Below are 23,841 nucleotides of genomic sequence, written 5' to 3' on the forward strand. Positions count from 1 at the left end.
CGGTTACGGTCGAGGCATGGAGAACGTACTGCGCCCACTGATCGTTGTCGGTGGCTCGGTCGTGCTCACCCTGTTCGTGGGGTGGGCCGTCGACCGTCTGCTGCAGCGCGCCGACCGGCGTCACCACGAGACCCCGCTGTGGGGCCTGCTGCGCCGCTGCCGACTGCCCCTCCAATTCGTGCTCTGCACGGCCCTTTTGCGCGGGTCGTACGACCAGGCCCAGATCGCCCCCGAGCACTCCGCCGGGATCGGGGAGACGCTCAATCTGGTCCTCATCGGCGCCACCGCCTGGCTGATCGTCCGGATCGCCGCCGCGATCGTCGAGTCCTCGTACGCCCGCTACGCCAACGCCCACCGCGACCCGGCCCGGGTCCGCCGGGTGCGCACCCAGGTCACCCTCATCCAGCGGGTCGTCACGGCGATCGTCGGTGTGGTCGCGGTGGCCGCGATGCTGCTGACCTTCCCCGCCTTCAGGGCGGCCGGCGCCTCGCTGCTCGCCTCGGCCGGCCTCCTCGGCATCGTCGCCGGTATCGCCGCCCAGTCCACCCTCGGCAACCTCTTCGCCGGCCTGCAGATCGCCTTCGGCGACATGGTCCGCATAGGGGACACCGTGGTCGTGGACGGCGAGTGGGGCACCGTGGAGGAGATCACCCTCACGTTCCTCGCCGTGCGCACCTGGGACGAGCGCCGGATCACGATGCCCGTGTCGTACTTCACCTCGAAGCCGTTCGAGAACTGGTCGCGCGGCGGCGCCCAGATGACCGGCACCGTCTTCTTCCACCTGGACCACAGCGCACCCGTCCCGGCGATGCGCGAGAAGCTCCACGACATCCTGCGCGAGTGCGCGGCCTGGGACGGCCGCGACTGGGGCCTGGCCGTCACCGACACCACGCCCAGCACCCTCCAGGTCCGCGCCCTGGTCACGGCCAAGGACGCGGACGACATCTGGACGGTGCGGGTCACGGTCCGCGAGCAGCTGGTCCGCTGGCTGACCGAGCAGCACCCGTACGCGCTGCCGCGGATCAACACGGCGACCGCGCTGGTCGGCCGGGGCGAGACGCTGGAGTCCCTCCCCGACCACGTGCTCTCCCGCGACGGCCACGCCCCGCGCACGGGCCGCGGCTAGCGCCCCAGCAGCTCCCCGCCGTTGACCTGCACGATCTGTCCGCTCACATGCCCGCCGCCCGGCGACGCCAGCCACAGCAGCGTGGAGGCCACGTCGCCGGGCGTCCCGGCGCGTCCGGTCGGGATGGCCCCGACCCGCCTGCGGTACTCCTCCTCGGGCATCGAGGGCCCGAAGAACTCGGTGTCCTCGATGTAGCCGGGGGCGACGGCGTTCACGGTGATGCCGCGCGGCCCGAGCGCCTTGGCGAGGTCGAAGGTGTACGGGTGCAGGGCGGCCTTGGAGCCCCCGTAGGCGCCGCCTCCGCCGGAGCCGCGCAGCGCGGCGATGGAGGTGACGAAGAGGATCCGCCCGCCGGGTGAGGCCAGGTCCTCGCGCAGCGCCTCGGTCAGCAGAATCGAAGTGAGCGTGTTGATACGGAAGTTGGAGTTCCAGTCGTGGACGACGGCCTCCAACGGGTCGTCCCCGTCCGGGCCTTCGAGCATCCGGCCGCCGATCCCGCCCGCGCTGTGCACGAGCACGTCGACCCGCCCGCCGAACGCCTCGCGCGCGAACTCCGCCGCGCCGCGCGCCCCTTGGACCGTGCTGAGATCCGCGGCGTAGATCATCTTGCCGCCGGGCACGTCGGCCTTCTCCAGGACCTCGACGCGCCGCCCGAGGATGAGCACCCGGTCCCCTCCGGCGGCGAACGCCTGCGCCGCCGCGAGCCCGATTCCCGTACCGCCACCGGTGACTATCACGTTGCGTGCCATGTGCACGAGCCTAAGACGTGAAGCACGCTCTAACGCAGGCTGCGCACATCCAGCTGCCGCAGCACCCGGTCGACCACCTCGGGATCGGCGCCCGGTTCACTGCGCGCGGACAGCACCTCGTGGCGTGCCGCCGACATCATCTCGCCCTGGATACGCCGGATCCGCTTGATCCTCGCGTACCGCTTGGCCTGCGACTCGCGGCGCTCCTCCGCCCCCATCTCGGGGTTGATGCGCAGCCCGATGTCGTACGCCCGGCGCAGCATCTGCTCCTGCACCTCCTCCGGCAGCTCCTCGACCTCCTCGATCTCCTTGAGCCGCCGCTTCGCGGCCTTCGCGGCGCGCAGGGCGAGCTCCTTCTCGTACTCCTGCTCGGCCTCCGTGTCGGCCCGCACCTTCAGCTTCTTCACCAGCCACGGCAGACTCAGCCCCTGGATGACCAGCGTCGCCATGATGACGCCGAAGGCGATGAAGACGATCTCGTCCCGGTCCGGGAACGGTGAGCCGTCGTCCATGGTCAGCGGGACGGCGAGGGCCAGCGCGACGGACGCCACCCCGCGCATCCCCGACCACCACATGACGACGGTCTCGCGCCAGCTGACCGGGATCTCCTCCTCGACGTCGCGCCGCGCGTGCAGCCGCTGCGTCACCCACGTCATCGGCAGCAGCCACAGCAGCCGTACGACGATGACGACGGCGACGACCGCGCCCGCCCAGCCCAGCATCTCGCCCCAGCGCCCCTGCGCGGTCCTGACGACGTTGTGCACCTCCAGGCCGATGAGACCGAAGGCGACGCCGGTGACGAGGGTGTCGACGACGTCCCAGAACGCGCGCCCGGTCAGCCGTGTGAGCACGTCGTCCGCGTCGAAGGCCCGCTCCGCGAGGAACATCGCGGTGGTCAGGACGGCCAGCACGCCCGAGCCGTGCAGTTCTTCGGCGAGGACGTACGAGGCGTACGGGACCAGGAGGGTGAGTCCTACCTGGAGGGTCGCGTCGCCGAGGTAGCCGATGAGCTTGTTGGCGGCCCAGCCGAGCGCCCAGCCGACGGCGATGGCCACGACGGCGGACAGTACGAGCGCGAGCGCGGCCTCGGGCAGCGAGAAAGTGCCGCTGACGGCGGCGGCGATCGCGACGTGGTAGAGCACGATCGCGGTCACGTCGTTGAAGAGCCCCTCGCCCTCCAGGATCGACACCAAGCGCCGGGGCAGGCCGAGTTGACCGGCGACGGCGGTCGCGGCGACCGGGTCGGGCGGCGCCACCAGCGCGCCGAGCGCGACGGCGGCGGCCAGCGGAAGGCCGGGCACGATGGCGTCGGCGACGACGGCGACCGCGGCCGTCGTCACGAAGACGAGGGCGACGGCGAGCAGGAAGATCGGGCGTTTGTTGGACGCGAACTGCCGCCATGACGTGCGGTGCACGGCCGCGTAGAGAAGCGGCGGCAGCACGAGCGGCAGGATCAGATCGGGGTTGATGTCGACGTTCGGCACGGCCTGGATCAGGGCCAGGACGATGCCGAGCAGGGTCATCAGGACGGGCGCGGGGAGCCCGAGCCGGTCACCGAGCGGCACGCTCAGGACGGCCCCGAGCAACAGCACGAACAGCAGGGCCAATTGATCCACGGGGGCTCCGACCGGACTCGATGATCAAGACGTTCGGAGACCAAGGGTGCCACGCCCACCCGGCGTTACCGGCAAAGCGGACAGATGGCGCACGCGCCTCGGGGCGATCCGCCGCTCAGCCGAGGCTCTTGCGCATCGCCCGGTGCGGAATCCCCGCGTCCGGGAACTCGGGCCCGTACACCACGTACCCGAGCCGCTCGTAGAACCCCAGCGCGTGGGTCTGCGCGTGCAGGTCGACCGCGGCGAGCCCGCGCTCCCGCGCGGCGTCCTCGATCGCCCGCACCAGCGCCGCCCCGACGCCGAGCCCGCGGGCGGGCTTCGCGACGGCCAGCCGGCCGAGCGCGCCGACGTCCGCCGCCCCGCCGTTCTTCACCGCGGCGGCGTCGCCGGTCAGGAGCCGCCCCGTACCGAGCGCGACCCCGTCCTCCCGGACGGCGAGGACATGCACGGCCCCGGCGTCGTACGCGTCGTACTCAAGATCCTCCGGCACGCCCTGCTCGCCGACGAAGACCTCTCTGCGGACGGCGAAACAGGCTTCCTTGTCCGCGTCGGCCTCGGCGACCCGGACCACGTACGCGGCGCTCATGAGCTCTCCGCGCGCACCCGGTCGAGGGCGACCTGAAGGTCCTCGGGGTACTCGCTCTCGAACTGGACCCACTGCCCGTCCGAGGGGTGCTCGAAGCCGAGCCGCACCGCGTGGAGCCACTGCCTAGTGATGCCGAGCCGCTTGGCGAGCGTCGGGTCGGCGCCGTACGTCAGGTCGCCGACACAGGGGTGACGGTGCGCGGACATGTGCACACGGATCTGGTGGGTGCGACCGGTCTCCAGCTTGATGTCCAGCAGGGAGGCGGAGCGGAACGCCTCGATGAGGTCGTAGTGCGTCACCGACGGCTTGCCCTCGGCCGTGACGGCCCACTTGTAGTCGTGGTTCGGGTGGCGGCCGATAGGGGCGTCGATGGTGCCGCTCATCGGGTCGGGGTGGCCCTGCACGAGCGCGTGGTAGCGCTTGTCCGGGACGCGCTCCTTGAACTGCCGCTTCAGCGACGTGTACGCGCGCTCCGACTTGGCGACGACCATCAGGCCGGAGGTGCCGACGTCGAGGCGGTGCACGATGCCCTGGCGCTCCGCGGCACCGGACGTGGAGATCCGGTACCCGGCGGCGGCGAGCCCGCCGATGACGGTGGTCCCGGTCCAGCCGGGGCTGGGGTGAGCCGCGACGCCGACCGGCTTCACGATGACGACGATGTCGTCGTCGTCGTGCACGATCTCCATGCCCTCGACGGGCTCGGCGACGATCTGCACCGGAGCGGGCGCCTGCGGCATCTCCACTTCCAGCCAGGCGCCGCCGTGCACCCGCTCGGACTTGCCCACGACCGAGCCGTCCACCATGACCTTCCCGGCGGCGGCAAGCTCGGCGGCCTTGGTACGGGAGAAGCCGAACATGCGGGAGATGGCGGCGTCGACACGCTCGCCCTCCAGGCCGTCGGGCACGGGCAGGGTGCGGATCTCGGGAATCGTGCTCACCCGTCGAGTATGCAGGAGCGCACCGACAGTCCCGTACGCCAGCCCCGTGACCTGGGGCTCGGTCCCGGGCTCAGTCCTTGTGCACGGTCCCGTCGGGGTCGATCCCGCGGAAGGAGAGCAGCACGATCAGGATGCCGCCGCAGACGATGGCCGAGTCGGCGAGGTTGAACACGGGGTAGTTCTTCGGCGCGATGAAGTCCACGACCGCGCCCTCGAAGACGCCCGGCGCCCGGAAGATCCGGTCCGTGAGGTTGCCGAGCGCACCGCCGAGCAGCAGCCCGAGCGCGATCGCCCAGGGCGTGCTGTAGAGCTTCTTCGCGAGCCGCGCGATGACGACGATCACCGCCGCCGCGATCAGCGTGAAGACGATCGTGAACGCCTCGCCGATGCCCCAGGCCGCGCCCGGGTTCCTGATCACTTCGAGCTTCAGCCAGTCACCGAGGATCTCGATGGAGTCCTGGTGCTCCAGCTTCGCGACCACGAGCAGCTTGCTGACCAGGTCGAAGGCGTACGCCAGCGCGGCCACGGCGAACAGGACGGCGATGCGCCGCCTGCCCCTGGGCCGCTCGGCGCTCTCCTCGGCCGGGGTCGCGGCCTCGTCGGCCTTCTCCGGCTCGGCTGCCCCTGCCTCGGGGGAATCCGGCGTACCGATGATGCGCTCCGCCTCTGCCACGTGAGTCCCTCAAGCTAGGTACCTGACTGAGGACGAGAGTACGACACGCGCGCGCGGCAGCACATGGACGGTGCTGCCGCGCGCTGCGAAGGCGCTCAGTAGCGGCGCTCCTGCTTCTGCTTGCACTCCACGCACAGGGTGGCGCGCGGGAAGGCCTGCATCCGGGCCTTGCCGATCGGATTGCCACAGTTCTCGCAGAGCCCGTACGTCCCCGCGTCCAAGCGCTCCAGAGCCCGCTCGGTCTGCTCCAGCATCTCCCGCGCGACCGCCGCGAGCGCCATCTCGTGCTCACGGGTGATGTTCTTCGTGCCCGTGTCGGCGTCGTCGTCCCCGGCACCGTCACCGGAGTCCCTCATCAGCCCGGCGAGCCCCTCCTCCGCCGTGGCGATCTCGCTGCCGAGGCGCAGCACCTCGCTCTGCAACTCGGCACGGGCCTCCTCGACCTCGTCCGGCGTCCAGGGGTCCTCCCCCGGCCGGACCGGCAGCTCACCGGGTTCCGCGGCGGCCACCCGCGCCTTGGGAACCGCGCCGGGCTTCTTCGCCGCTGTGGCCGTGCCCTGAGTCTTCTTCGCAACCACCGTCGTGGCTCCCGTCGTCTTCGCGGCCTCGGCCGCGTCCTCGGCCGCGGAGGCGACCGCCTTCTTCACCGCACCCTTGCGCCCTGCGGGCTTCGCACCGACGCCGCCGGCCTTGCTCGTACGTTTCCCCACGACCGCCTCCGCTGCACCCTCACCGGAGACGTCGCCATCCTTGCCCGCTGCCTTCGATGCCGCACGCTTCACGCCCGCCTTCACAGCGCCCACGGCGGCCCCTTCGACAGCAGCCTCCTCCCCCGCCCCGGCCTTCGCCGTGGCGCTTCCCCCGCCCGCACCGGCCTTCGCCGCAGCGCGCTTGGCCGCGACCGACTTCGACGCAGCACCCTCGCTCGCGCCGGTCTTCGCAGCAGCGCCCTGCGAAGACGCCGCCTCCGTAGCCGCGGCCTTGCCGGCGGCTGCCTTAGTAGCGGCCGTCTTCGTAACGCCCGCCTTAGTAGCCGAGGATTTGGCAGTCGTGGCTTTGGTGGCCGCCGCCTTGGTGGCCGTGGATTTGGCAGTCGTGGCTTTGGTGGCCGTTGCCTTGGCCGGGGTCGTCTTCGCAGCCCCGACCTTCGCAGCCGTGGCCTTGGCAGCCGTGACCTTGGCCGGGGTCGCCTTCTCAGCCCCGGCCTTCGCAGCCGTGGCCTCAGCCTTCTTGGCCGCACTCTTCGCCGCGGCCGACTTCTTACCGGTCGGCGTCTCCTTGGCGGCGCCGGACGCCTTCGACGCCGGCTTCACCGCCTTGGCCCCGTGCGCCGCACGCGCAGGCGGCGGCGCGCTCTTCTTGCCGCTCACATCCTTGCCCGCGGCACCGCCGGAGGCATCGGCGCCCGCGGATCTTCCGGACGTCGACTGCTGAACGGCGGTCTTTTTCGCCACCATGGCCGCGGCCCCTTCACAAATTGTGATCTTGCACGCGAATCGTGCTGGGACGATAAATCGACTCAGAGCCCGCGGCAACGGGGCGCACTCTCCGATCCGGCCCCGCTCGCCGGCCGCCACGAGCGCCCCGCGACGAACCTGCAAGCGTTGTGCCCAGCTCCCCGCCTGGTAATCCGCCCCTCGCCCGCCCACCACCGCCCGGCCCGGGCCCCGTCCAGGATCCGCCGCCGCGCGTGTCGCCATTCGGGTCAGCGCGCGCGGCCGCCCGCCGCCGCCCGAGGCCCCGCGAAAACCGGTCGGCCGTCCCCTGCCGGGCGCCGTACACTGGGCGGAGCGAAAAGCGTGGATGGGGCCGAGTAGCGACGTACGCAGCCAAGAGCGATCCGGGGACGGTGGAAGCCCGGAGGCGAGCGCGCCGCGAAGATCACCCCGGAGCCGCCGGAAGAACGCCGCAGCGAAGCAGGAGAGACAGCAGCGGTCAGTAGACCCGGTATCGCGACCCCAATGAGGGGGCTCACCGAAGCGCTCACCGGCGCGAAGGGGAGCCAAGGAGGGTGGTACCGCGGGAGCGCGCCGCACACGGCGTACAGCACTTGAGCTCTCGTCCCTCCGACGGAGAGAAGCACGTCCGCCGGAGGAAGACTGATGACGCAGTACCGCCAGGTGCCCGCCCAGGTCGACCTGCCCGCCCTCGAGCACGCCGTGCTCGACTTCTGGCGCGAGCAGAAGATCTTCGCCAAGAGCCTGGAGCAGTCCGAAGGGCGCCCCGAGTGGGTGTTCTACGAGGGCCCGCCCACGGCCAACGGCATGCCGGGCGCCCACCACATCGAGGCCCGCGTCTTCAAGGACGTCTTCCCCCGCTTCCGCACGATGCGCGGCTACCACGTGGCCCGCAAGGCGGGCTGGGACTGCCACGGCCTCCCGGTGGAGCTGGCGGTCGAGAAGGAGCTCGGCTTCAGCGGCAAGAAGGACATCGAGGCGTACGGCATCGCCGAGTTCAACGCCAAGTGCCGCGAGTCCGTGACCCGCCACACCGACGCCTTCTCCGACCTGACGACCCGCATGGGCTACTGGGTCGACCTCGACGACGCGTACCGCACGATGGACCCCGAGTACGTCGAGTCCGTGTGGTGGTCGCTGAAGGAGATCTTCAACAAGGGCCTGCTGGTCCAGGACCACCGCGTCGCCCCCTGGTGCCCGCGCTGCGGCACGGGCCTGTCGGACCACGAGCTGGCGCAGGGCTACGAGACGGTCGTCGACCCTTCGGTCTATGTCCGTTTCCCCCTCACCTCCGGTCCGCTGGCCGGTCAGGCCTCGCTCCTGGTCTGGACGACGACGCCCTGGACCCTGGTGTCCAACACGGCGGTCGCCGCCCACCCCGACGTCCGCTACGTCGTGGTGACCGACGGCGACGAGAAGCTCGTCGTCGCCGAGCCGCTCGTCGAGAAGGCGCTCGGCGAGGGCTGGGAGACGACCGGCGAGTCCTTCACCGGTGCCGAGATGGAGCGCTGGAAGTACCAACGACCGTTCGAGCTCGTCGAGTTCCCGGCCGAGGCCCACTACGTGGTGAACGCCGAGTACGTGACGACCGAGGACGGTACGGGTCTGGTCCACCAGTCCCCCGCGTTCGGCGCCGACGACCTCAAGGTCTGCAAGGCGTACGGTCTGCCGGTGGTGAACCCGGTCCTCCAGGACGGCACGTTCGCCCCCGAGGTCCCGCTGGTCGGCGGCGTCTTCTTCAAGAAGGCCGACGAGAAGCTGACCGAGGACCTCGGCGCCCGGGGCCTCCTCTTCAAGCACATCCCGTACGAGCACAGCTACCCGCACTGCTGGCGCTGCCACACGGCGCTGCTCTACTACGCGCAGCCGTCCTGGTACATCCGCACCACCGCCGTCAAGGACCGCCTCCTCCAGGAGAACGAGAAGACCAACTGGTTCCCGGAGACGGTCAAGCACGGCCGCTTCGGCGACTGGCTGAGCAACAACATCGACTGGGCGCTGTCCCGCAACCGCTACTGGGGCACTCCGCTGCCGATCTGGCGCTGCGAAGAGGGACACCTCACGTGCGTGGGCTCGCGCGAGGAGCTGTCGCAGCTGACGGGCACCGACCAGTCGGCGCTCGACCCGCACCGCCCGTTCATCGACGACGTCACCTTCCCCTGCACCCACGAGGGCTGCTCGGCGACGGCGACGCGCGTGCCCGAGGTCATCGACGCCTGGTACGACTCGGGCTCGATGCCGTTCGCGCAGTACGGATACCCGTACCGGAACAAGGAACTGTTCGAGTCCCGCTACCCGGCGCAGTTCATCTCCGAGGCCATCGACCAGACGCGCGGCTGGTTCTACACGCTGATGGCGGTCGGCACCCTGGTCTTCGACAAGTCGTCGTACGAGAACGTGGTCTGTCTCGGCCACATCCTCGCCGAGGACGGCCGCAAGATGTCCAAGCACCTGGGCAACACCCTGGACCCGATCCCGCTGATGGACCGTCACGGCGCGGACGCGGTGCGCTGGTTCATGGCGGCCGGCGGCTCCCCGTGGGCGGCCCGCCGCGTCGGCCACGGCACGATCCAGGAGGTCGTCCGCAAGACGCTCCTCACGTACTGGAACACGGTCGCCTTCCAGGCCCTGTACGCCCGCACGTCGAACTGGGCGCCCAGCGAGGCGGACCCGGCCCCGGCCGACCGCACGGTCCTCGACCGCTGGCTGCTCTCGGAGCTGCACCAGCTCACGGTCGACGTCACCAACTCCCTTGAGGCGTACGACACCCAGCGCGCCGGCAAGCTCCTCTCGTCGTTCGTCGACGACCTGTCCAACTGGTACGTGCGCCGCTCGCGCCGCCGCTTCTGGCAGGGCGACAAGGCCGCGCTGCGCACCCTGCACGACGTGGTGGTGACGGTCACTCAGCTGATGGCGCCGCTCACGCCGTTCATCGCGGAGCGGGTCTGGCAGGACCTGGTCGTCCCGGTCACGCCGGACGCGCCGGAGTCGGTCCACCTGTCGTCGTGGCCGGAGGCCGACACCTCGGCCATCGAACCGGAGATGTCGACGCAGATGGCACTGGTTCGCCGCCTGGTCGAGCTCGGCCGCGCCACGCGCGCGGAGTCGGGCGTCAAGACCCGCCAGCCGCTGTCCCGCGCGCTCGTCGCGGCGTCGGGCTTCGACACGCTCTCCCCCGAGCTGCACTCGCAGATCACGGAGGAGCTGAACGTCTCCTCGCTGGCCTCGCTCTCCGAGGTCGGCGGCTCCCTGGTCGACACGACGGCCAAGGCGAACTTCCGGGCGCTCGGCAAGCGCTTCGGCAAGCGCGTCCAGGACGTCGCGAAGGCCGTGGCGAACGCGGACGCCGCGGCCCTCTCCCTCGCCCTGCGCGAGGGCACGGCCACGGTGGAGGTCGACGGCGAGACGATCACGCTGGCCCCCGACGAGGTCATCATCACGGAGACCCCGCGCGAGGGCTGGTCGGTGGCGTCCGACTCCGGCGCGACGGTCGCCCTCGACCTGGAGCTCACGGAGGAGCTGCGGCAGGCGGGCCTGGCCCGTGACGCGATCCGCCTGATCCAGGAGGCCCGCAAGAACAGCGGCCTGGACGTCGCGGACCGGATCGCCCTGCGCTGGACGTCCACGGACCCGGCCGTCCTCGCCGCCCTGTCCGAGCACGCCGAGCTCATCGCGGACGAGGTCCTCGCGACGGACTTCGCCCAGGGCGAGGCGGACGACACGTACGGCACCCCGTTCACGGACGAGGGCCTGAGCCTGCAGTTCCGCCTCCGCAAGGCATAGCACCGAGAACGCCGAAGGGCCGCCCCGCCGGAGAAGTCTCCGGCGGGGCGGCCCTTCGGCGTTTCGTCCCCTCGTACAGCTGACGCACTGGGGCGGGCCGGATTCGAACCGGCGTCCTCCTACATGCCGTGAAGGCGCGACAAGCCACTGCGCTACGCACCCCAGTGCTGCCCGCACGCTAGCGGCACCCCACCCCTCGCCTCCAGCGATTTACGGCGCGAAAAGGCCCTGGCCCGGATCGCAGAAACGATCCGGGCCAGGGCCTGAATGAACGCCGACGCCTTCTCAGGCGCGCGGGGCGCCCTTAGTTGTCGTCCTCGTCGATGAGGAACCCGCGCATCGGCGACGGGGCCTGCTGCATCGGCTGCGGAGCCTGCGGCCGCACCGGCGCCATCGGCTGCGTCATCGCGGGCGACATCTGCTGCTGGCCGCCGTAGGACGGGCCGCCCTGCTGCTGGTTGCCACCCATGGCCTGGTTGCCACCGTAGGACGGGGCACCCGCACCGGCCGGAGCCATCGACGGCGCCGGCGACGGCGGCAGCGAGGCGGTGGCCGGAGTGCGCGGCGGAGCCAGCGAGTCGTCGGCCTGGGTCTCCAGCTGACGCAGCTGCGACTCCAGGTACGACTTCAGACGCGTCCGGTACTCGCGCTCGAAGCCGCGCAGGTCCTCGACCTTGCGCTCCAGCGTGGCGCGAGCGGACTCCAGGGAGCCCATCGCGACGCGGTGCTTCTCCTGCGCGTCCCGCTCCAGGGCGTCGGCCTTGGCACGGGCGTCACGCTCGAGACCCTCGGCGCGGCTGCGGGCCTCGCCGACGATCTTGTTGGCCTCGGAGCGGGCCTCGGCGATCGCCTGGTCGGCGGTCTGCTGGGCCAGCGAGAGGACACGGGCGGCGCTGTCGCCACCAGGGCCCTGACCGGGCTGCTGCATCTGCGGCGGGCCGCCGTGGCCGCCCATCGGGCCGCCCATGGGGCCACCGAGCTGCGGCTGGCCACCCATGGAGCCCTGCATCGGACCCTGCCCCATCGGGCCCTGGCCCATCGGACCGGGACCCTGCGGGCCGCCCTGCGGACCGTGTCCACCGGGGCCGGCGGGAAGCTGCGGGGCACCGCTCGGCAGCTGCGGCGGACCGCCCATGGGGCCGCCCATCTGCTGCTGCGGCGGGCCCGATATCCCGGCGGGCACGGGGGCGCCAGGACCGCGCATGCCCTGCGGGGGACCCTGCTGGTCCTGCGGACCGCCGGGGCCCTCGGGGCCCTTGCGCATGCCGCCCTGCTGCTGGTTCTGTGCAGCGGCACGGGTGGCTGCGGCCAGCTTGGCGCGCAGGTCCTCGTTCTCACGAAGGAGACGGGTCAGTTCGGCTTCGACCTCATCGAGGAAGGCATCGACCTCGTCCTCGTCATAGCCTTCTCGGAGGCGGACGGTCGTGAACTGCTTGTTCCGCACGTCCTCGGGGGTCAACGGCATCTCTTCACCTCAACGTTGTCGTCGGCATTCGGCAAGACCGTATCGTTCACAGCCGGCTCACGACGGAGATCAGGATGTAGACGATGATCATCAGTACGAAGAAGGACAGGTCGAGCGCCACGCCCCCGAGACGCAGCGGCGGAATGAACCGCCGCAGAAGCTTGAGCGGTGGATCAGTGACAGTGTAGGTGGCCTCCAGAACGACCACCATCGCCTTGCCGGGTTGCCACGAGCGGGCGAACTGGAAGACGTAGTCCATGACCAGCCGGAAGATCAGCACGATGAGGAAACACATCAGCGCGATGTAGACCACATCCAAAACCACGCCCATGTTGGTGGTTCCCTCTCCCCTGTGTCTCGTGCCTTCGTGACTAGTACATAGCTAGTCGTTGAACTAGTGCTGCGTCTCAGCTCTGGTTGAAGAACCCGCCCTCTGCGATACGGGCCTTGTCCTCCGCCGTGACATCGACGTTAGCAGGCGACAACAGGAACACCTTCTGCGTCACCCGCTCGATGCTCCCGTGCAGGCCGAAGACGAGACCGGCGGCAAAGTCGACAAGTCGCTTCGCGTCGGTGTCGTCCATCTCCGTCAGATTCATGATCACCGGGGTGCCCTCACGGAAGTGTTCCCCGATGGTACGGGCCTCGTTGTAGGTCCGGGGGTGCAACGTGGTGATGCGGTAGGGCTCCCGCTCGGACACGACCTTGGGCATGATCACCGGTGCGTTCTTCTCCAGGCTCTGACGTTCAGGTGTGATGGATGCCACGGGGGCGATTCGCGCCGGACGTCCGGATTCAGCGGGGAGCGAAGCGGGCTGCCGCGTCGGCTCCCGCTGGGCCGGCGGCTGCACCACTCGTACTGATTCCTCCACGTCCGCCACCGCGCGGGAGTTATGTGACTGATGCGACGGTTCGTGCCGTCGGCGGTCACGCTCGGGCTCCGGGTCGAGCTCGGGTTCGAAGTCGTCGTCGGGGTCGAAGCCCCGGCCGTCGTACCCATCGTCCTCCACGAGGCCGAGGTAGACCGCCATCTTGCGCATCGCGCCGGCCATGCTCTGAGTCCTCCGCTCTGTGGTGGATCGGCTGACGTCAACCAAAGTGCCCGCGATCCACGTGATCTCCCCGCCCATCAGCGAGAATGACCATATTTTCTGCTGTGGTCCGACTTCTTGGCGACGTTACCCGAGCCTGGGTCGGACGCCGAGGACCGCCGTACCGACGCGCACATGTGTCGCTCCGGCCGCCACTGCCTGCTCGAGGTCCGAACTCATCCCTGCCGAGACCATGTTCGCAGCCGGATGGGCCGCGCGCAGGACAGTCGACAAATCCATGAGCCGCTCGAACGCCGCCTGTTGCCGCCCCGCGTAGTCACCGGTGAGCGGTGCGACGGTCATCAGTCCGTCGAGCCGCAGCCCCGGAGCCTCGGCCACGCGCGCGGCCAACTCCTGCACTCCGCCCACTCCTACGCCACCGCGCTCGCCCCGGCCGTCCTCGTCCGCGTCGAGCGCGACCTGGATCAGGCACCCCAGTTCCCGCTCGGCGCGCACGGCCTCCTTGGACAGCGCCGTGACGAGCTTCGCCCGGTCCACGGACTGCACCAGATCGGCATAACTCACCACGGAACGCACCTTGTTGGTCTGAAGCTGACCGACGAAGTGCCAGGTGAGCGGCAGATCCTCGCACTCCGCGGCCTTCGGGGCCGCGTCCTGGTCCCGGTTCTCGGCCACGTGCCGCACACCGAGCCCGGACAGGATCCGCACATCGCTGGCGGGGTAGGTCTTGGTGACCACGATCAGGGTCACGTCCTCGCGCTTGCGCCCGGCGGCGTCACAGGCGGCGGAGATACGTTCCTCCACCGCGGCCAGGTTCGTTGCGAGTTCTTCCGTACGTCCCTGAAGGTCCGTCATGTCGTATCAGTCCAGCCAGACATAGCCCGCGAGCCGGCCCGTGGCCTTGTCGCGGCGGTACGAGAAGTGGTCGTGCGACTCCAGCGTGCACACCGGCGACTGCTGCCGGTCGCGCACCCCGAGCCGCTCCAGTTGCGCGTGCACACCGGCGGTCACATCGACGGCCGGAGTGCCCCAACTGGTCTCGGCGTACGCCGCGGGCTCCACCGCGGCGACCTCCGCGCGCATGTCGGCCGGGACTTCGTAGCAACGGCCGCAGACCGCGGGCCCGGTGCGGGCCACGATCCGGGCCGGCTCCGCGCCGAGGTTCACCATCTCCTCGACCGCGGCGGGCACCACCCCGGCGATCATGCCGGGGCGCCCGGCATGTGCGGCGGCAACGACTCCGGCGACCGGGTCGGCCAGCAGGACCGGGGTGCAGTCCGCGGTGAGCACGGCGAGGGCGAGCCCGCGCCGGGTGGTGACGAGTGCGTCGACGGACGGGATGTCGGCGTCCGTGGCCCAGGGCCCGTCCACCACCGCCACATCGGGCCCGTGCACCTGGTTCATCCAGACGACCCGGGCCGGCCGGAGGCCGAGCGCCTCGGCCGCCAGTTCCCGGTTGCGGAGCACGGCTTCGGGGTCGTCCCCGACCGCGCCGCCGAGATTCAGCTCCTCGTACGGAGCGGCGCTCACTCCGCCCCACCGGTCGGTGAAGGCGAAGTGCGCGCCACTCGTAGAGGTCACAGCGTCGAGCTGCTCTATCACTTCAGTGATCCGTAAGCCCGCAGGGTCACTTCAGGAAGTCCGGAACGTCCAGCTCCTCGGCCTGGCTGTCCGGGTAGGACGGCCGGGGCACCTGGGGCGGGGCGACCGGGGCGGCGGGCGTCTCGTTCACCGGAGCGGGCTCCGGCTCCGGGACCTTCTCCTCGCGCGGCGTGACGCTGCCGAGGCTGCCGAAGGTCGGGCGCGAGGGCTCGGGGGTCGACGCCGGACGGGCCGGTGCCGGTTCCTCGCGCTTGGCCGTCGACGAGCCGAGAACGTTGTCCCGCTTGGCCGGAGGCTGTCCGCCGTCGAACCCGGCGGCGATGACGGTGACCCGTACCTCGTCGCCCAGGGCGTCGTCGATGACGGCACCGAAGATGATGTTCGCCTCCGGGTGGGCCGCCTCGCTGACCAGCTGCGCGGCCTCGTTGATCTCGAAGAGACCGAGGTCCGAGCCACCGGAGATGGAGAGCAGCACACCGCGGGCGCCGTCGATGGACGCCTCCAGGAGCGGCGAGGAGATCGCCATCTCCGCGGCGGCCACCGCGCGGTCGTCGCCGCGGGCCGAGCCGATCCCCATGAGCGCCGAACCCGCCTCGGACATCACGGACTTGACGTCGGCGAAGTCGAGGTTGATCAGACCCGGGGTGGTGATGAGGTCGGTGATGCCCTGGACACCGGAGAGCAGGACCTGGTCCGCCGACTTGAAGGCGTCGAGGACGGAGACCTGCCGGTCCGAGATGGACAGGAGCCGGTCGTTCGGAATGACGATGAGGGTGTCGACCTCTTCGCGGAGCTCGGCGATGCCGTCCTCCGCCTGGTTCGCACGACGGCGGCCCTCGAAGGTGAACGGCCGGGTGACCACACCGATCGTCAGGGCGCCCAGCGAGCGAGCGATGTTGGCGACGACAGGTGCGCCGCCGGTGCCGGTGCCGCCGCCTTCTCCGGCGGTGACGAAGACCATGTCGGCCCCCTTGAGGACCTCCTCGATCTCCTCGCGGTGATCCTCGGCCGCCTTGCGCCCGACGGCCGGATTCGCTCCGGCGCCGAGTCCGCGGGTGAGTTCACGGCCGACGTCGAGCTTGACGTCCGCGTCGCTCATCAACAGGGCTTGCGCGTCGGTGTTGATGGCGATGAACTCGACGCCCTTGAGACCGACCTCGATCATCCGGTTGATGGCATTGACACCACCGCCGCCGACACCGATGACTTTGATGACTGCGAGGTAGTTCTGCGGTGCTGCCACGTCGAAGGCCTCTCGCCTCGAGTTACGTGTCGCCGCCTCGCGTTCTACGGTGCGACGACTGATGCCGAATTGGGTCGGTCCGGACTACTAGTTGACTACTAGTCGACTGCCGACCCGAACCCTAACGCTGAAGTTTAGGGTTACCAGTGTGTCTGTTCCCTGGACTCTTCCGAACCTGACACTAAGTCGACAAGTGGCGCCCGTTCAACGAACACGCCGAACCTCCCGTTTTTCTTTTCACCCTATGTGATCAGCCGTAGCGCTGCCCAACCAGGGTGCTGGCCTGCGCTGATGTGCGTCAACTCCCCGCTGACGCAGGGGCGGTGGGAACACTCACGTCGAAGTGGCGGGCCTTCGGGGCGGCTTTCATCAGCGCGACAAGAGCGCGCGACTTCGTGGCGCCCTTCTCGCCGCTTCCCCACACGACGGTGCGCCCGCCGGTGAGCTCCAGCGAGATGTCGTCGTACGAACGGACCTTGACGGTACGGGTGTCGCGCGCCGCCACCCGCGGAAGCTGTCCCGCGACGCGGACCGCCTCACGGACGAGCCGGTCCGGGCCGAAGCGTCGCAGGCTTGCCGCGGCGCCCGACTGATCCGGCGTCAATTCAAGGCGGGGAACGCCCTTCGGGGCCTTGTCGACCGTCGCGAAACGTACGCCTTCGCGGTCGACTTCGACGAACTTGCCCGAATTTCGGTCGTCTTCGACAATCAGGACCGGCTTGCGTTCCGTCACTTTCAACCCGATTCCGTGCGGCCAGGAACGCACCACGTCAACCGAGTCGATTCGGGGCAATTTCCGGCGCAACCGGTCCTCAATGGCGCCCGTGTCGACGGAAATCAGCGGGGAGCCGACCGGTACGGCCGCCGCCTCGCGCACCTCCGCGGGCGTCAGGACGTCCGTCCCCGCGGTCGTGACGCGCTCGACGCGCAGCCATTGCGACCCGTACAGGAGCCAGATGCCGCCCGCCCCGATCAGGACGAGCAGCACTCCGGTCACGACCAGGGCGCGCACGCTCGGCATGCGCACCCGGCGAGGGGCGGGGGGCGGGCCCGGATCGGACGGTTCGGCCTTGCCTCGTTCGCCGCGGTCCGCGGTGGTCGCTCCGGCCACGCTCCCCTGCCTTTACATCCGTACGTCGCTTAATGACGCGAGTTGATCGCCTCGTAGACCATCCCGACGAGCAGGTCGTCGGCGTCCCTGCGGCCGAACTCGGAGGCGGCGCGGGACATCTCGTACAGCCGGTGCGGGTCGGCGAGGACGGGCAGGACGTTGCCCTGGACCCACTCGGGGGTCAGTTCCGCGTCGTCGACCAGCAGGCCGCCGCCCGCCTTGACCACCGGCTGGGCGTTGAGCCGCTGTTCGCCGTTGCCGATGGGCAGCGGGACGTAGGCGGCCGGGAGCCCGACGGCGGAGAGTTCGGCGACGGTCATCGCGCCCGCGCGGCAGAGCATCATGTCGGCCGCGGCGTACGCGAGGTCCATCCGGTCCACGTACGGTACCGGGATGTACGGGGGCATCCCCGGCATCTGCTGGACCTGCGGCAGTTCGTTCTTCGGGCCGACCACGTGCAGGATCTGGATGCCGGACTGCTGGAGGACGGGCGCGACGCGCTGCACGACCTCGTTCAGGTGCCGGGCGCCCTGCGAGCCGCCGGAGACCAGCAGCGTCGGCAGGTTGGGGTCGAGGCCGAACGCGGCGCGCGCCTCGGGGCGCACCGCGGCGCGGTCCAGCATGGCGATGGTGCGGCGCAGCGGGATGCCGATGTAGCGGGCCCCGCGCAGCTTGCTGTCCGGGGTGGAGACGGCGACCCCCGCGGCGTACCGCGAACCGATCTTGTTGGCCAGGCCCGGGCGTGCGTTGGCCTCGTGCACGACGATCGGCACGCCGGCACGCTTGGCGGCCAGATAGCCGGGCAGCGCCACGTACCCGCCGAAGCCGACGACGCAGTCCGCCTTCGTGCGCTCCAGGATCTGCTCCGCCGCCTTGATGGTGCCGCGCAGCCGCCCGGGGACGGTGATCAGCTCAGGGGTGGGCTTGCGCGGCAGCGGGACGGCGGGGATCAGCGCCAGGTCGTAGCCGCGCTCCGGTACGAGACGGGTCTCCAGGCCGCGCTCCGTGCCGAGGGCCGTGATCCCCACGGTCGGGTCCTGCCTGCGCAGGGCGTCCGCGAGGGCGAGCGCCGGCTCGATGTGGCCGGCGGTCCCCCCACCGGCGAGTACGACATGCACCGAAATTCACCGCTCTCCGGACGTACGCGCCGAAACGCGCCGTCGCATCGTGTTCCATCTCATCCCGCGCTCCCCCGTGGTTCGCCGCATGGCGAGGGCCGCCCGCGCCGCCGGTTCGTCCCGCGCGAACGCGATCAGAAGTCCCACGGCGAACATGGTCGGCAGCAGGGCCGACCCCCCGTACGAGAACAGCGGGAGCGGGACGCCGGCGATCGGCAGCAGGCCGAGCACCGCACCGATGTTGACCACGGCCTGCGCCGTGATCCAGGTCGTCACGCCACCCGCGGCGTATCGAACGAAGGGGTCCTCCGTGCGTCCGGCCACGCGGATACCCGCATAGCCTAGAGCCGCGAACAGGGCGAGCACCGACAGCGTCCCCGCCAGGCCCAGTTCCTCACCGGTGATGGCAAAGATGAAGTCAGTGTGCGCTTCGGGAAGTTGACCCCATTTTTCCACACTCGCCCCGAGCCCGGAACCGAAGAGTCCGCCTGAGGCGAGCGCGTAGATCCCGTGCAGTCCCTGCCAGCACATGTCGTCGGGTCCCGCGTCGGCGCGACCCAGGCACGCGAGGCGGGCCATCCGGTTCGGGCTGGTCTTGATCAGCATGACGCCGATCGCACCGGCCACGGACAGGACGCCGACGAACAGCCGCGTGGGCGCCCCCGCCAGCCACAGCAGGCCGAACAGGATGGCGGTGAGCAGGATCGCGGTGCCCATGTCGCCGCCGAGCATGATCAGGCCGAGCAGCAGGAAGGCGACCGGGACCAGCGGCACCAGCATGTGTTTCCACTGGGTCAGCAGGCGCTTGTCGTGTTTGCGCGCGAGGAGATCGGCGCCCCACAGGATCAGCGCCAGCTTCCCGAACTCGCTGGGCTGCAGCATGAAGGGGCCGCCGAGCGAGATCCAGTTCTGGTTGCCGTTGATCGACACTCCTATCCCCGGCACCTGCACCAGGACCATCAGGAAGACGCTGACGGCGAGGATCGGGTACGCGAGCGCGCGGTGCAGCTTCACCGGCATGCGCAGCGCGACCAGGAGCAGGATCGTGCCGAGGACGGCCGCGACGAACTGCTTGCGGAAGAAGTACGAGCTGGACAGGCCCATTTGCAGGGCCGTGATCATCGACGCCGAGTAGACCATCACCAGGCCGAGCGCCGTGAGCAGCAGTGCGGACCCGAGGATCAGGTAGTACGCGGTCAGTGGCCGGTCCCAGGCGCGCCTGGCCTGCGCGTACAGGCGGCGCACGGGGTTGACCCGCGCCCGGTAGACCTTGCTGGTCTTCCGGGGCGGCGCGGCGGGGCGCTTGGTGGTGCGGGCGCTGCTACCGGCCATCGCCGCTCCCGTGGGCCGGTTCCTGATGCGCTGCCACGTCCCCTCCCGAAGGGTTGCCCGGCGTCACCGGGCAACCCTCTCAGGTCCCCTCAGACGCTGGTGGCGCCGAGTTCGCGGACTGCTTCCGCGAACGCCTCGCCACGCTTGTTGTAGTTGGTGAACATGTCCATCGACGCACAGGCCGGAGCCATCAGCACGGTGTCCCCCGGGCGGGCGAGCCGTGCTGCCTCCTGGACCGCCGCCGACATCGCCCCAGTGTCGGTCCGGTCGAGGTCGACCACCGGGACTTCCGGGGCGTGTCGCTCCAGGGCTTCCCGGATCAGCGCCCGGTCGGCACCGATGAGCACGACGCCTCGCAGCCGCTTCGCGGCGCCCGCGACCAGTTCGTCGAACGTAGCGCCCTTGGCCAGGCCGCCGGCGATCCACACGATGGACTCGTACGAGGCCAACGACGCTTGTGCGGCATGGGTGTTGGTCGCCTTGGAGTCGTCGACGTACGCGACCCCGTCGACGTCGGCGACGTGCGCGATGCGGTGCGCGTCCGGCGTGAAGTTGCGCAGCCCCTCGCGTACGGCCTGGGGCTCGACGCCGAAGGCGCGGGCGAGGGCCGCCGCAGCGAGGGCGTTGGCGATGTTGTGCGGGGCCGGCGGGTTCACGTCGGAGATCTCGGCGAGCTCCTGCGCGTTCTTCTGCCGGTTCTCGACGAAGGCGCGGTCGACCAGGATGCCGTCCACGACGCCGAGTTCGGAGGGGCCCGGCGTGCCGAGCGTGAAGCCGATGGCGCGGCAGCCCTCCTCGACGTCGGCCTCGACGACGAGGTCCTCGGTGGCCTTGTCCGCGACGTTGTAGACGCAGGCGACCTGATTGCCTTCGTAGATACGGCCCTTGTCGGCGGCGTACGCCTCCATGGAGCCGTGCCAGTCGAGGTGGTCGGGCGCGAGGTTCAGGACGGCGCCGGAGTGGGCGCGCAGCGAGGGCGCCCAGTGCAGCTGGTACGAGGAGAGTTCGACGGCGAACACGTCGTACGCGTCGTCGCCCTGGAGGACGACGTCGACGATCGGGGTGCCGATGTTGCCGACGGCGGCGGTGCGCAGACCGGCCGCCTCCAGGATCGACGCGAGCATCTGCGTCGTCGTGGTCTTGCCGTTCGTGCCGGTGATCGCGAGCCAGGGCGCGGCGTTCGGGCCGCGAAGGCGCCAGGCGATCTCGATGTCGCCGACGACGTCGACACCGGCCGCTCCGGCCGCCGCGAACAAGGGACTTGACGGCTTCCAGCCCGGCGACGTGACGACCAGCTCCGTGCCCTCGGGAAGCGTCTCGGCGTCTCCCAGGCGTACGGAAATCCCCTCTTCTTCAAGAAGGGCCGCCTTTTCGCGGTGGGCGGCGCTGTCGCCGCCGTCCACGACGGTCACCGACGCGCCGAGGCCGGCCAGGGCGCGGGCGGCGCTGAGGCCGCTCACGCCGAGACCGGCGACGGTGATGTTCATCCCCTGCCAGGGGCCCTGAACAGATGTCACTTCTCGGCTGCCCATCCTGCGTAGAAGAGGCCGAGTCCGACGATCACGCACATGCCCTGGATGATCCAGAACCTGACCACGACAAGGACTTCGGACCATCCCTTGAGTTCGAAGTGGTGCTGCAGTGGCGCCATACGGAAGACGCGCTTGCCGGTCATCTTGAACGAGCCGACCTGGATGACGACGGACATCGTGATGAGCACGAACAGGCCGCCGAGCAGGGCGAGCAGCATCTCGGTGCGCGAGCAGATCGCGAGACCGGCGAGGGCGCCGCCGAGGGCCAGCGAGCCCGTGTCACCCATGAAGATCTTGGCCGGTGAGGTGTTCCACCACAGGAAGCCGAAGCAGGCGCCCATGAGGGCCGATGCCACGACGGCCAGGTCGAGTGGGTCTCTGACCTCGAAACAGGCGGCCGGGTTGGTCAGGGTCTGCGAGTTGGCGCAGGACTCCTGGAACTGCCAGACGCCGATGAAGGTGTAGGCGCCGAAGACCATCACGGAGGCGCCGGTGGCGAGGCCGTCGAGGCCGTCGGTGAGGTTCACGCCGTTCGACATCGCGAGGATCATGAACAGCGCCCAGACAACGAAGAGCACCGGGCCGATCGTCCAGCCGAAGTCCTGGACGAAGGAGAGCTTGGTGGAGGCCGGGGTGTTGCCGCGTGCGTCCGCGAAGTTGATGGCGAGCAGCGCGAAGGCGATGCCGACGATCAGCTGTCCGGCCATCTTCGCCTTGGCCCGCAGACCGAGCGAACGCCGCTTGACGATCTTGATGTAGTCGTCGAGGAAGCCGACCAGGCCCATGCCCGCCATCAGGCCGAGCACGAGCAGACCCGACAGGGTCGGGGCCGCGCCGGTGATCAGCTTGCTCAGGAAGTACGCGATGAGGGTCGCCAGGATGAAGGCGATACCACCCATGGTCGGCGTACCGCGCTTGCTGGCGTGCTCGCGCGGGCCGTCGTCGCGGATGTACTGCCCGTAGCCCTTGCGCGCGAGGAGCTTGATGAGCAACGGCGTTCCGGCCAGGGTCAGGAAGAGACCGATGACGCCCGCGAAGAGGATCTGCTTCATCATCGGGCATCGCCCCCGTTCTCGAAGCCCTCGAGCAGCGCCTGTGCCAGGCTCTCCAGGCCGACCGACCTGGATGCCTTCACGAGCACGACGTCACCCGGGCGCAGCTCGCTGCGCAACAGGTCGATCGCCGCCTGTGTGTCGGACACGTGCACCGACTCCTCACCCCACGAACCCTCGTTATAGGCGCCCAGTTGCAGCCAGGACGCTTCCCTGCCCCCGACTGCCACGAGCTTGCTGACGTTGAGCCGGACAGCGAGCCGTCCGACCGCGTCGTGCTCGGCCAGCGACTCGTCGCCCAGCTCGGCCATGTGCCCGAGCACCGCCCACGTACGACGTCCCTTGCCCATGGCCACGAGCGCGCGCAGCGCCGCTCGCATGGACTCGGGGTTCGCGTTGTAGGCGTCGTTGACGATCGTGACGCCGTCCGGGCGCTCGGTGACCTCCATGCGCCAGCGGGACAGTGTGCCCGCCTCGGAGAGCGCGAGGGCGATCTCCGATACGGACATGCCAAGGTCATGGGCGACGGCGGCCGCGGCGAGCGCGTTCGACACGTGATGCTCACCGTACAGGCGCAAGGTCACTTCGCTGCACCCGGTGGGTGTGTGAAGGCTGAAGGCGGGCTGACCGTTCTCCGTGAGCCGGACATTCTCGGCACGTACGTCGGCTTCGGCGCTCTCTCCGAAGAAGAGCACCTTCGCCTTCGTACGGGAGGCCATGGCCTTCACCAGCGGGTCGTCCGCGTTGAGGATCGCGGTGCCCTCGGCGGGCAGTGCCTCGACCAGTTCGCCCTTGGCCTGCGCGATCTGCTCGCGGCCGCCGAACTCGCCGATGTGGGCGGTGCCGACGTTCAGGACGACACCGACCTTCGGGGGCGTCAGGCCCGTCAGGTACCGGATGTGGCCGATGCCGCGGGCGCCCATCTCCAGGACGAGGAACCTGGTCGCGTCGGTGGCGGACAGGGCGGTCAGCGGCAGGCCGATCTCGTTGTTGAACGAGCCGGGCGTGAACACCGTCTCCGCCTTGCGCCGGAGCACCTGCGCGATGAGGTCCTTGGTGCTGGTCTTGCCGGCCGATCCGGTCAGCGCGACGAGGGTGGCGCCGAGCCGCTCGACGACGTGCCGGGCGAGCGCGCCGAGCGCCGCCTGTACGTCGTCGACGACGATGGCGGGCACGCCGACGGGGCGGGACGCCAGTACGGCGACCGCGCCCTTGTCCACGACGTCGCGCGCGTAGTCGTGGCCGTCCACGCGCTCGCCGACGAACGCGGCGAACAGGCTGCCGGCCTCGACCTTGCGCGAGTCGATGACGACAGGTCCGGTCACCCGGACCTGCGGATCCGGTATGTCGTACGTCTGCCCGCCGACGACTGAGGCGATCTCGGCGAGGGAGAGGGCGATCACAAC

At 70.2% G+C, this 23,841-nt stretch carries 20 protein-coding genes and 1 tRNA gene; 2 read left to right on the forward strand and 19 right to left on the reverse strand.

Translation table 11 applies throughout. From position 1 onward, the window contains the following. The first annotated feature begins 16 nt into the window (after positions 1-16). Entirely contained in the window at positions 17-1,126 is a 1,110-nt protein-coding gene (locus tag AB0L37_RS13800; protein WP_365504014.1) for a mechanosensitive ion channel domain-containing protein, read from the forward strand. Here AB0L37_RS13800 and AB0L37_RS13805 read toward each other — a convergent pair. The 6 genes from AB0L37_RS13805 to AB0L37_RS13830 form a co-directional block, all read right to left on the reverse strand. Continuing rightward, positions 1,123-1,875, reverse strand: a complete 753-nt coding sequence (locus tag AB0L37_RS13805) for an SDR family oxidoreductase (RefSeq protein ID WP_365504016.1) — start codon at positions 1,873-1,875, stop codon at positions 1,123-1,125. The genes AB0L37_RS13800 and AB0L37_RS13805 overlap by 4 nt on opposite strands. Positions 1,876-1,904: 29 nt before the next feature. Beyond that, a complete protein-coding gene (locus tag AB0L37_RS13810) occupies positions 1,905-3,491 on the reverse strand; it encodes a Na+/H+ antiporter (RefSeq protein ID WP_365504018.1) in 1,587 nt (528 codons plus the stop codon). Between the two features lie 115 nt (positions 3,492-3,606). Beyond that, positions 3,607-4,077, reverse strand: a complete 471-nt coding sequence (locus AB0L37_RS13815; RefSeq protein WP_365504020.1) for a GNAT family N-acetyltransferase — start codon at positions 4,075-4,077, stop codon at positions 3,607-3,609. Next, on the reverse strand, positions 4,074-5,015 hold the full coding sequence (locus AB0L37_RS13820; protein WP_365504022.1) for an RluA family pseudouridine synthase: 942 nt from the start codon (positions 5,013-5,015) through the stop codon (positions 4,074-4,076). Before AB0L37_RS13820 ends, AB0L37_RS13815 begins: the two co-directional genes overlap by 4 nt. A 70-nt stretch (positions 5,016-5,085) precedes the next feature. Further along, positions 5,086-5,688 (reverse strand): signal peptidase II, encoded by a 603-nt coding sequence (gene lspA, locus AB0L37_RS13825; RefSeq protein ID WP_365504024.1) that lies wholly within the window; start codon positions 5,686-5,688, stop codon positions 5,086-5,088. Between the two features lie 95 nt (positions 5,689-5,783). Next, positions 5,784-7,145 carry a TraR/DksA family transcriptional regulator gene (locus tag AB0L37_RS13830; protein WP_365504026.1) on the reverse strand — a complete coding sequence of 454 codons (1,362 nt, stop codon included), beginning with the start codon at positions 7,143-7,145 and terminating at the stop codon, positions 5,784-5,786. Between the two features lie 645 nt (positions 7,146-7,790). Here AB0L37_RS13830 and ileS point away from each other — a divergent pair. Beyond that, entirely contained in the window at positions 7,791-10,928 is a 3,138-nt protein-coding gene (gene ileS, locus AB0L37_RS13835; protein ID WP_365504028.1) for an isoleucine--tRNA ligase, read from the forward strand. Positions 10,929-11,016: 88 nt separating this feature from the next. On the opposite strand, the gene AB0L37_RS13840 is transcribed toward ileS, so the two are convergent. From AB0L37_RS13840 to murF, 13 genes are all read right to left on the reverse strand, one after another. Further along, positions 11,017-11,091, reverse strand: a tRNA-Ala gene (locus AB0L37_RS13840). Positions 11,092-11,232: 141 nt separating this feature from the next. Next, positions 11,233-12,393, reverse strand: coding sequence for a DivIVA domain-containing protein (locus AB0L37_RS13845; RefSeq protein ID WP_365504030.1), 1,161 nt, complete (start codon positions 12,391-12,393; stop codon positions 11,233-11,235). Between the two features lie 46 nt (positions 12,394-12,439). Then, positions 12,440-12,724, reverse strand: coding sequence for a YggT family protein (locus AB0L37_RS13850; RefSeq protein ID WP_188339419.1), 285 nt, complete (start codon positions 12,722-12,724; stop codon positions 12,440-12,442). A gap of 76 nt (positions 12,725-12,800) precedes the next feature. Next, complete coding sequence (gene sepF, locus AB0L37_RS13855) at positions 12,801-13,445, reverse strand: cell division protein SepF (RefSeq protein WP_365504033.1); 645 nt, start codon at positions 13,443-13,445, stop codon at positions 12,801-12,803. A 126-nt stretch (positions 13,446-13,571) separates the two neighbouring features. Then, entirely contained in the window at positions 13,572-14,300 is a 729-nt protein-coding gene (locus AB0L37_RS13860) for a YggS family pyridoxal phosphate-dependent enzyme (RefSeq protein ID WP_365504035.1), read from the reverse strand. A 6-nt stretch (positions 14,301-14,306) separates the two neighbouring features. Further along, a complete protein-coding gene (gene pgeF, locus AB0L37_RS13865) occupies positions 14,307-15,047 on the reverse strand; it encodes a peptidoglycan editing factor PgeF (RefSeq protein WP_365504037.1) in 741 nt (246 codons plus the stop codon). Between the two features lie 25 nt (positions 15,048-15,072). Beyond that, positions 15,073-16,290, reverse strand: coding sequence for a cell division protein FtsZ (gene ftsZ, locus AB0L37_RS13870; protein ID WP_365504039.1), 1,218 nt, complete (start codon positions 16,288-16,290; stop codon positions 15,073-15,075). A 298-nt stretch (positions 16,291-16,588) separates the two neighbouring features. Continuing rightward, the gene (locus AB0L37_RS13875) at positions 16,589-17,401 is read right to left on the reverse strand and encodes an FtsQ-type POTRA domain-containing protein (RefSeq protein ID WP_365504041.1); all 813 of its coding nucleotides are present in this window, start codon (positions 17,399-17,401) and stop codon (positions 16,589-16,591) included. Between the two features lie 29 nt (positions 17,402-17,430). After that, on the reverse strand, positions 17,431-18,519 hold the full coding sequence (gene murG / locus AB0L37_RS13880) for an undecaprenyldiphospho-muramoylpentapeptide beta-N-acetylglucosaminyltransferase (RefSeq protein ID WP_365504043.1): 1,089 nt from the start codon (positions 18,517-18,519) through the stop codon (positions 17,431-17,433). 6 nt (positions 18,520-18,525) lie between these two features. Beyond that, entirely contained in the window at positions 18,526-19,851 is a 1,326-nt protein-coding gene (gene ftsW, locus AB0L37_RS13885) for a putative lipid II flippase FtsW (protein WP_365504045.1), read from the reverse strand. An 89-nt stretch (positions 19,852-19,940) separates the two neighbouring features. Continuing rightward, positions 19,941-21,383: a UDP-N-acetylmuramoyl-L-alanine--D-glutamate ligase gene (gene murD, locus AB0L37_RS13890; protein ID WP_365504047.1), complete on the reverse strand. Its 1,443-nt coding sequence runs from the start codon at positions 21,381-21,383 to the stop codon at positions 19,941-19,943. Then, positions 21,365-22,438, reverse strand: coding sequence for a phospho-N-acetylmuramoyl-pentapeptide-transferase (gene mraY, locus AB0L37_RS13895; RefSeq protein WP_365504049.1), 1,074 nt, complete (start codon positions 22,436-22,438; stop codon positions 21,365-21,367). Before mraY ends, murD begins: the two co-directional genes overlap by 19 nt. Beyond that, a complete protein-coding gene (gene murF / locus AB0L37_RS13900; RefSeq protein WP_365504051.1) occupies positions 22,435-23,838 on the reverse strand; it encodes a UDP-N-acetylmuramoyl-tripeptide--D-alanyl-D-alanine ligase in 1,404 nt (467 codons plus the stop codon). Before murF ends, mraY begins: the two co-directional genes overlap by 4 nt. Positions 23,839-23,841: the final 3 nt, after the last annotated feature.

It is taken from the genome of Streptomyces sp. NPDC052225 (genome assembly GCF_040679615.1).
In the GTDB taxonomy this organism is placed as follows: domain Bacteria; phylum Actinomycetota; class Actinomycetes; order Streptomycetales; family Streptomycetaceae; genus Streptomyces.

What these genes read in the sequence shown, in the direction of transcription:
- AB0L37_RS13800 (WP_365504014.1), top strand. Translation starts at nt 17, where the DNA reads ATGGAGAACGTACTGCGCCCACTGATCGTTGTCGGTGGCTCGGTCGTG.
- AB0L37_RS13805 (WP_365504016.1), bottom strand. Translation starts at nt 1,875, where the DNA reads ATGGCACGCAACGTGATAGTCACCGGTGGCGGTACGGGAATCGGGCTC.
- AB0L37_RS13815 (WP_365504020.1), bottom strand. Translation starts at nt 4,077, where the DNA reads ATGAGCGCCGCGTACGTGGTCCGGGTCGCCGAGGCCGACGCGGACAAG.
- AB0L37_RS13830 (WP_365504026.1), bottom strand. Translation starts at nt 7,145, where the DNA reads ATGGTGGCGAAAAAGACCGCCGTTCAGCAGTCGACGTCCGGAAGATCC.
- ileS (WP_365504028.1), top strand. Translation starts at nt 7,791, where the DNA reads ATGACGCAGTACCGCCAGGTGCCCGCCCAGGTCGACCTGCCCGCCCTC.
- AB0L37_RS13845 (WP_365504030.1), bottom strand. Translation starts at nt 12,393, where the DNA reads ATGCCGTTGACCCCCGAGGACGTGCGGAACAAGCAGTTCACGACCGTC.
- AB0L37_RS13850 (WP_188339419.1), bottom strand. Translation starts at nt 12,724, where the DNA reads ATGGGCGTGGTTTTGGATGTGGTCTACATCGCGCTGATGTGTTTCCTC.
- sepF (WP_365504033.1), bottom strand. Translation starts at nt 13,445, where the DNA reads ATGGCCGGCGCGATGCGCAAGATGGCGGTCTACCTCGGCCTCGTGGAG.
- AB0L37_RS13860 (WP_365504035.1), bottom strand. Translation starts at nt 14,300, where the DNA reads ATGACGGACCTTCAGGGACGTACGGAAGAACTCGCAACGAACCTGGCC.
- ftsW (WP_365504045.1), bottom strand. Translation starts at nt 19,851, where the DNA reads ATGGCCGGTAGCAGCGCCCGCACCACCAAGCGCCCCGCCGCGCCGCCC.
- murD (WP_365504047.1), bottom strand. Translation starts at nt 21,383, where the DNA reads ATGGGCAGCCGAGAAGTGACATCTGTTCAGGGCCCCTGGCAGGGGATG.
- mraY (WP_365504049.1), bottom strand. Translation starts at nt 22,438, where the DNA reads ATGATGAAGCAGATCCTCTTCGCGGGCGTCATCGGTCTCTTCCTGACC.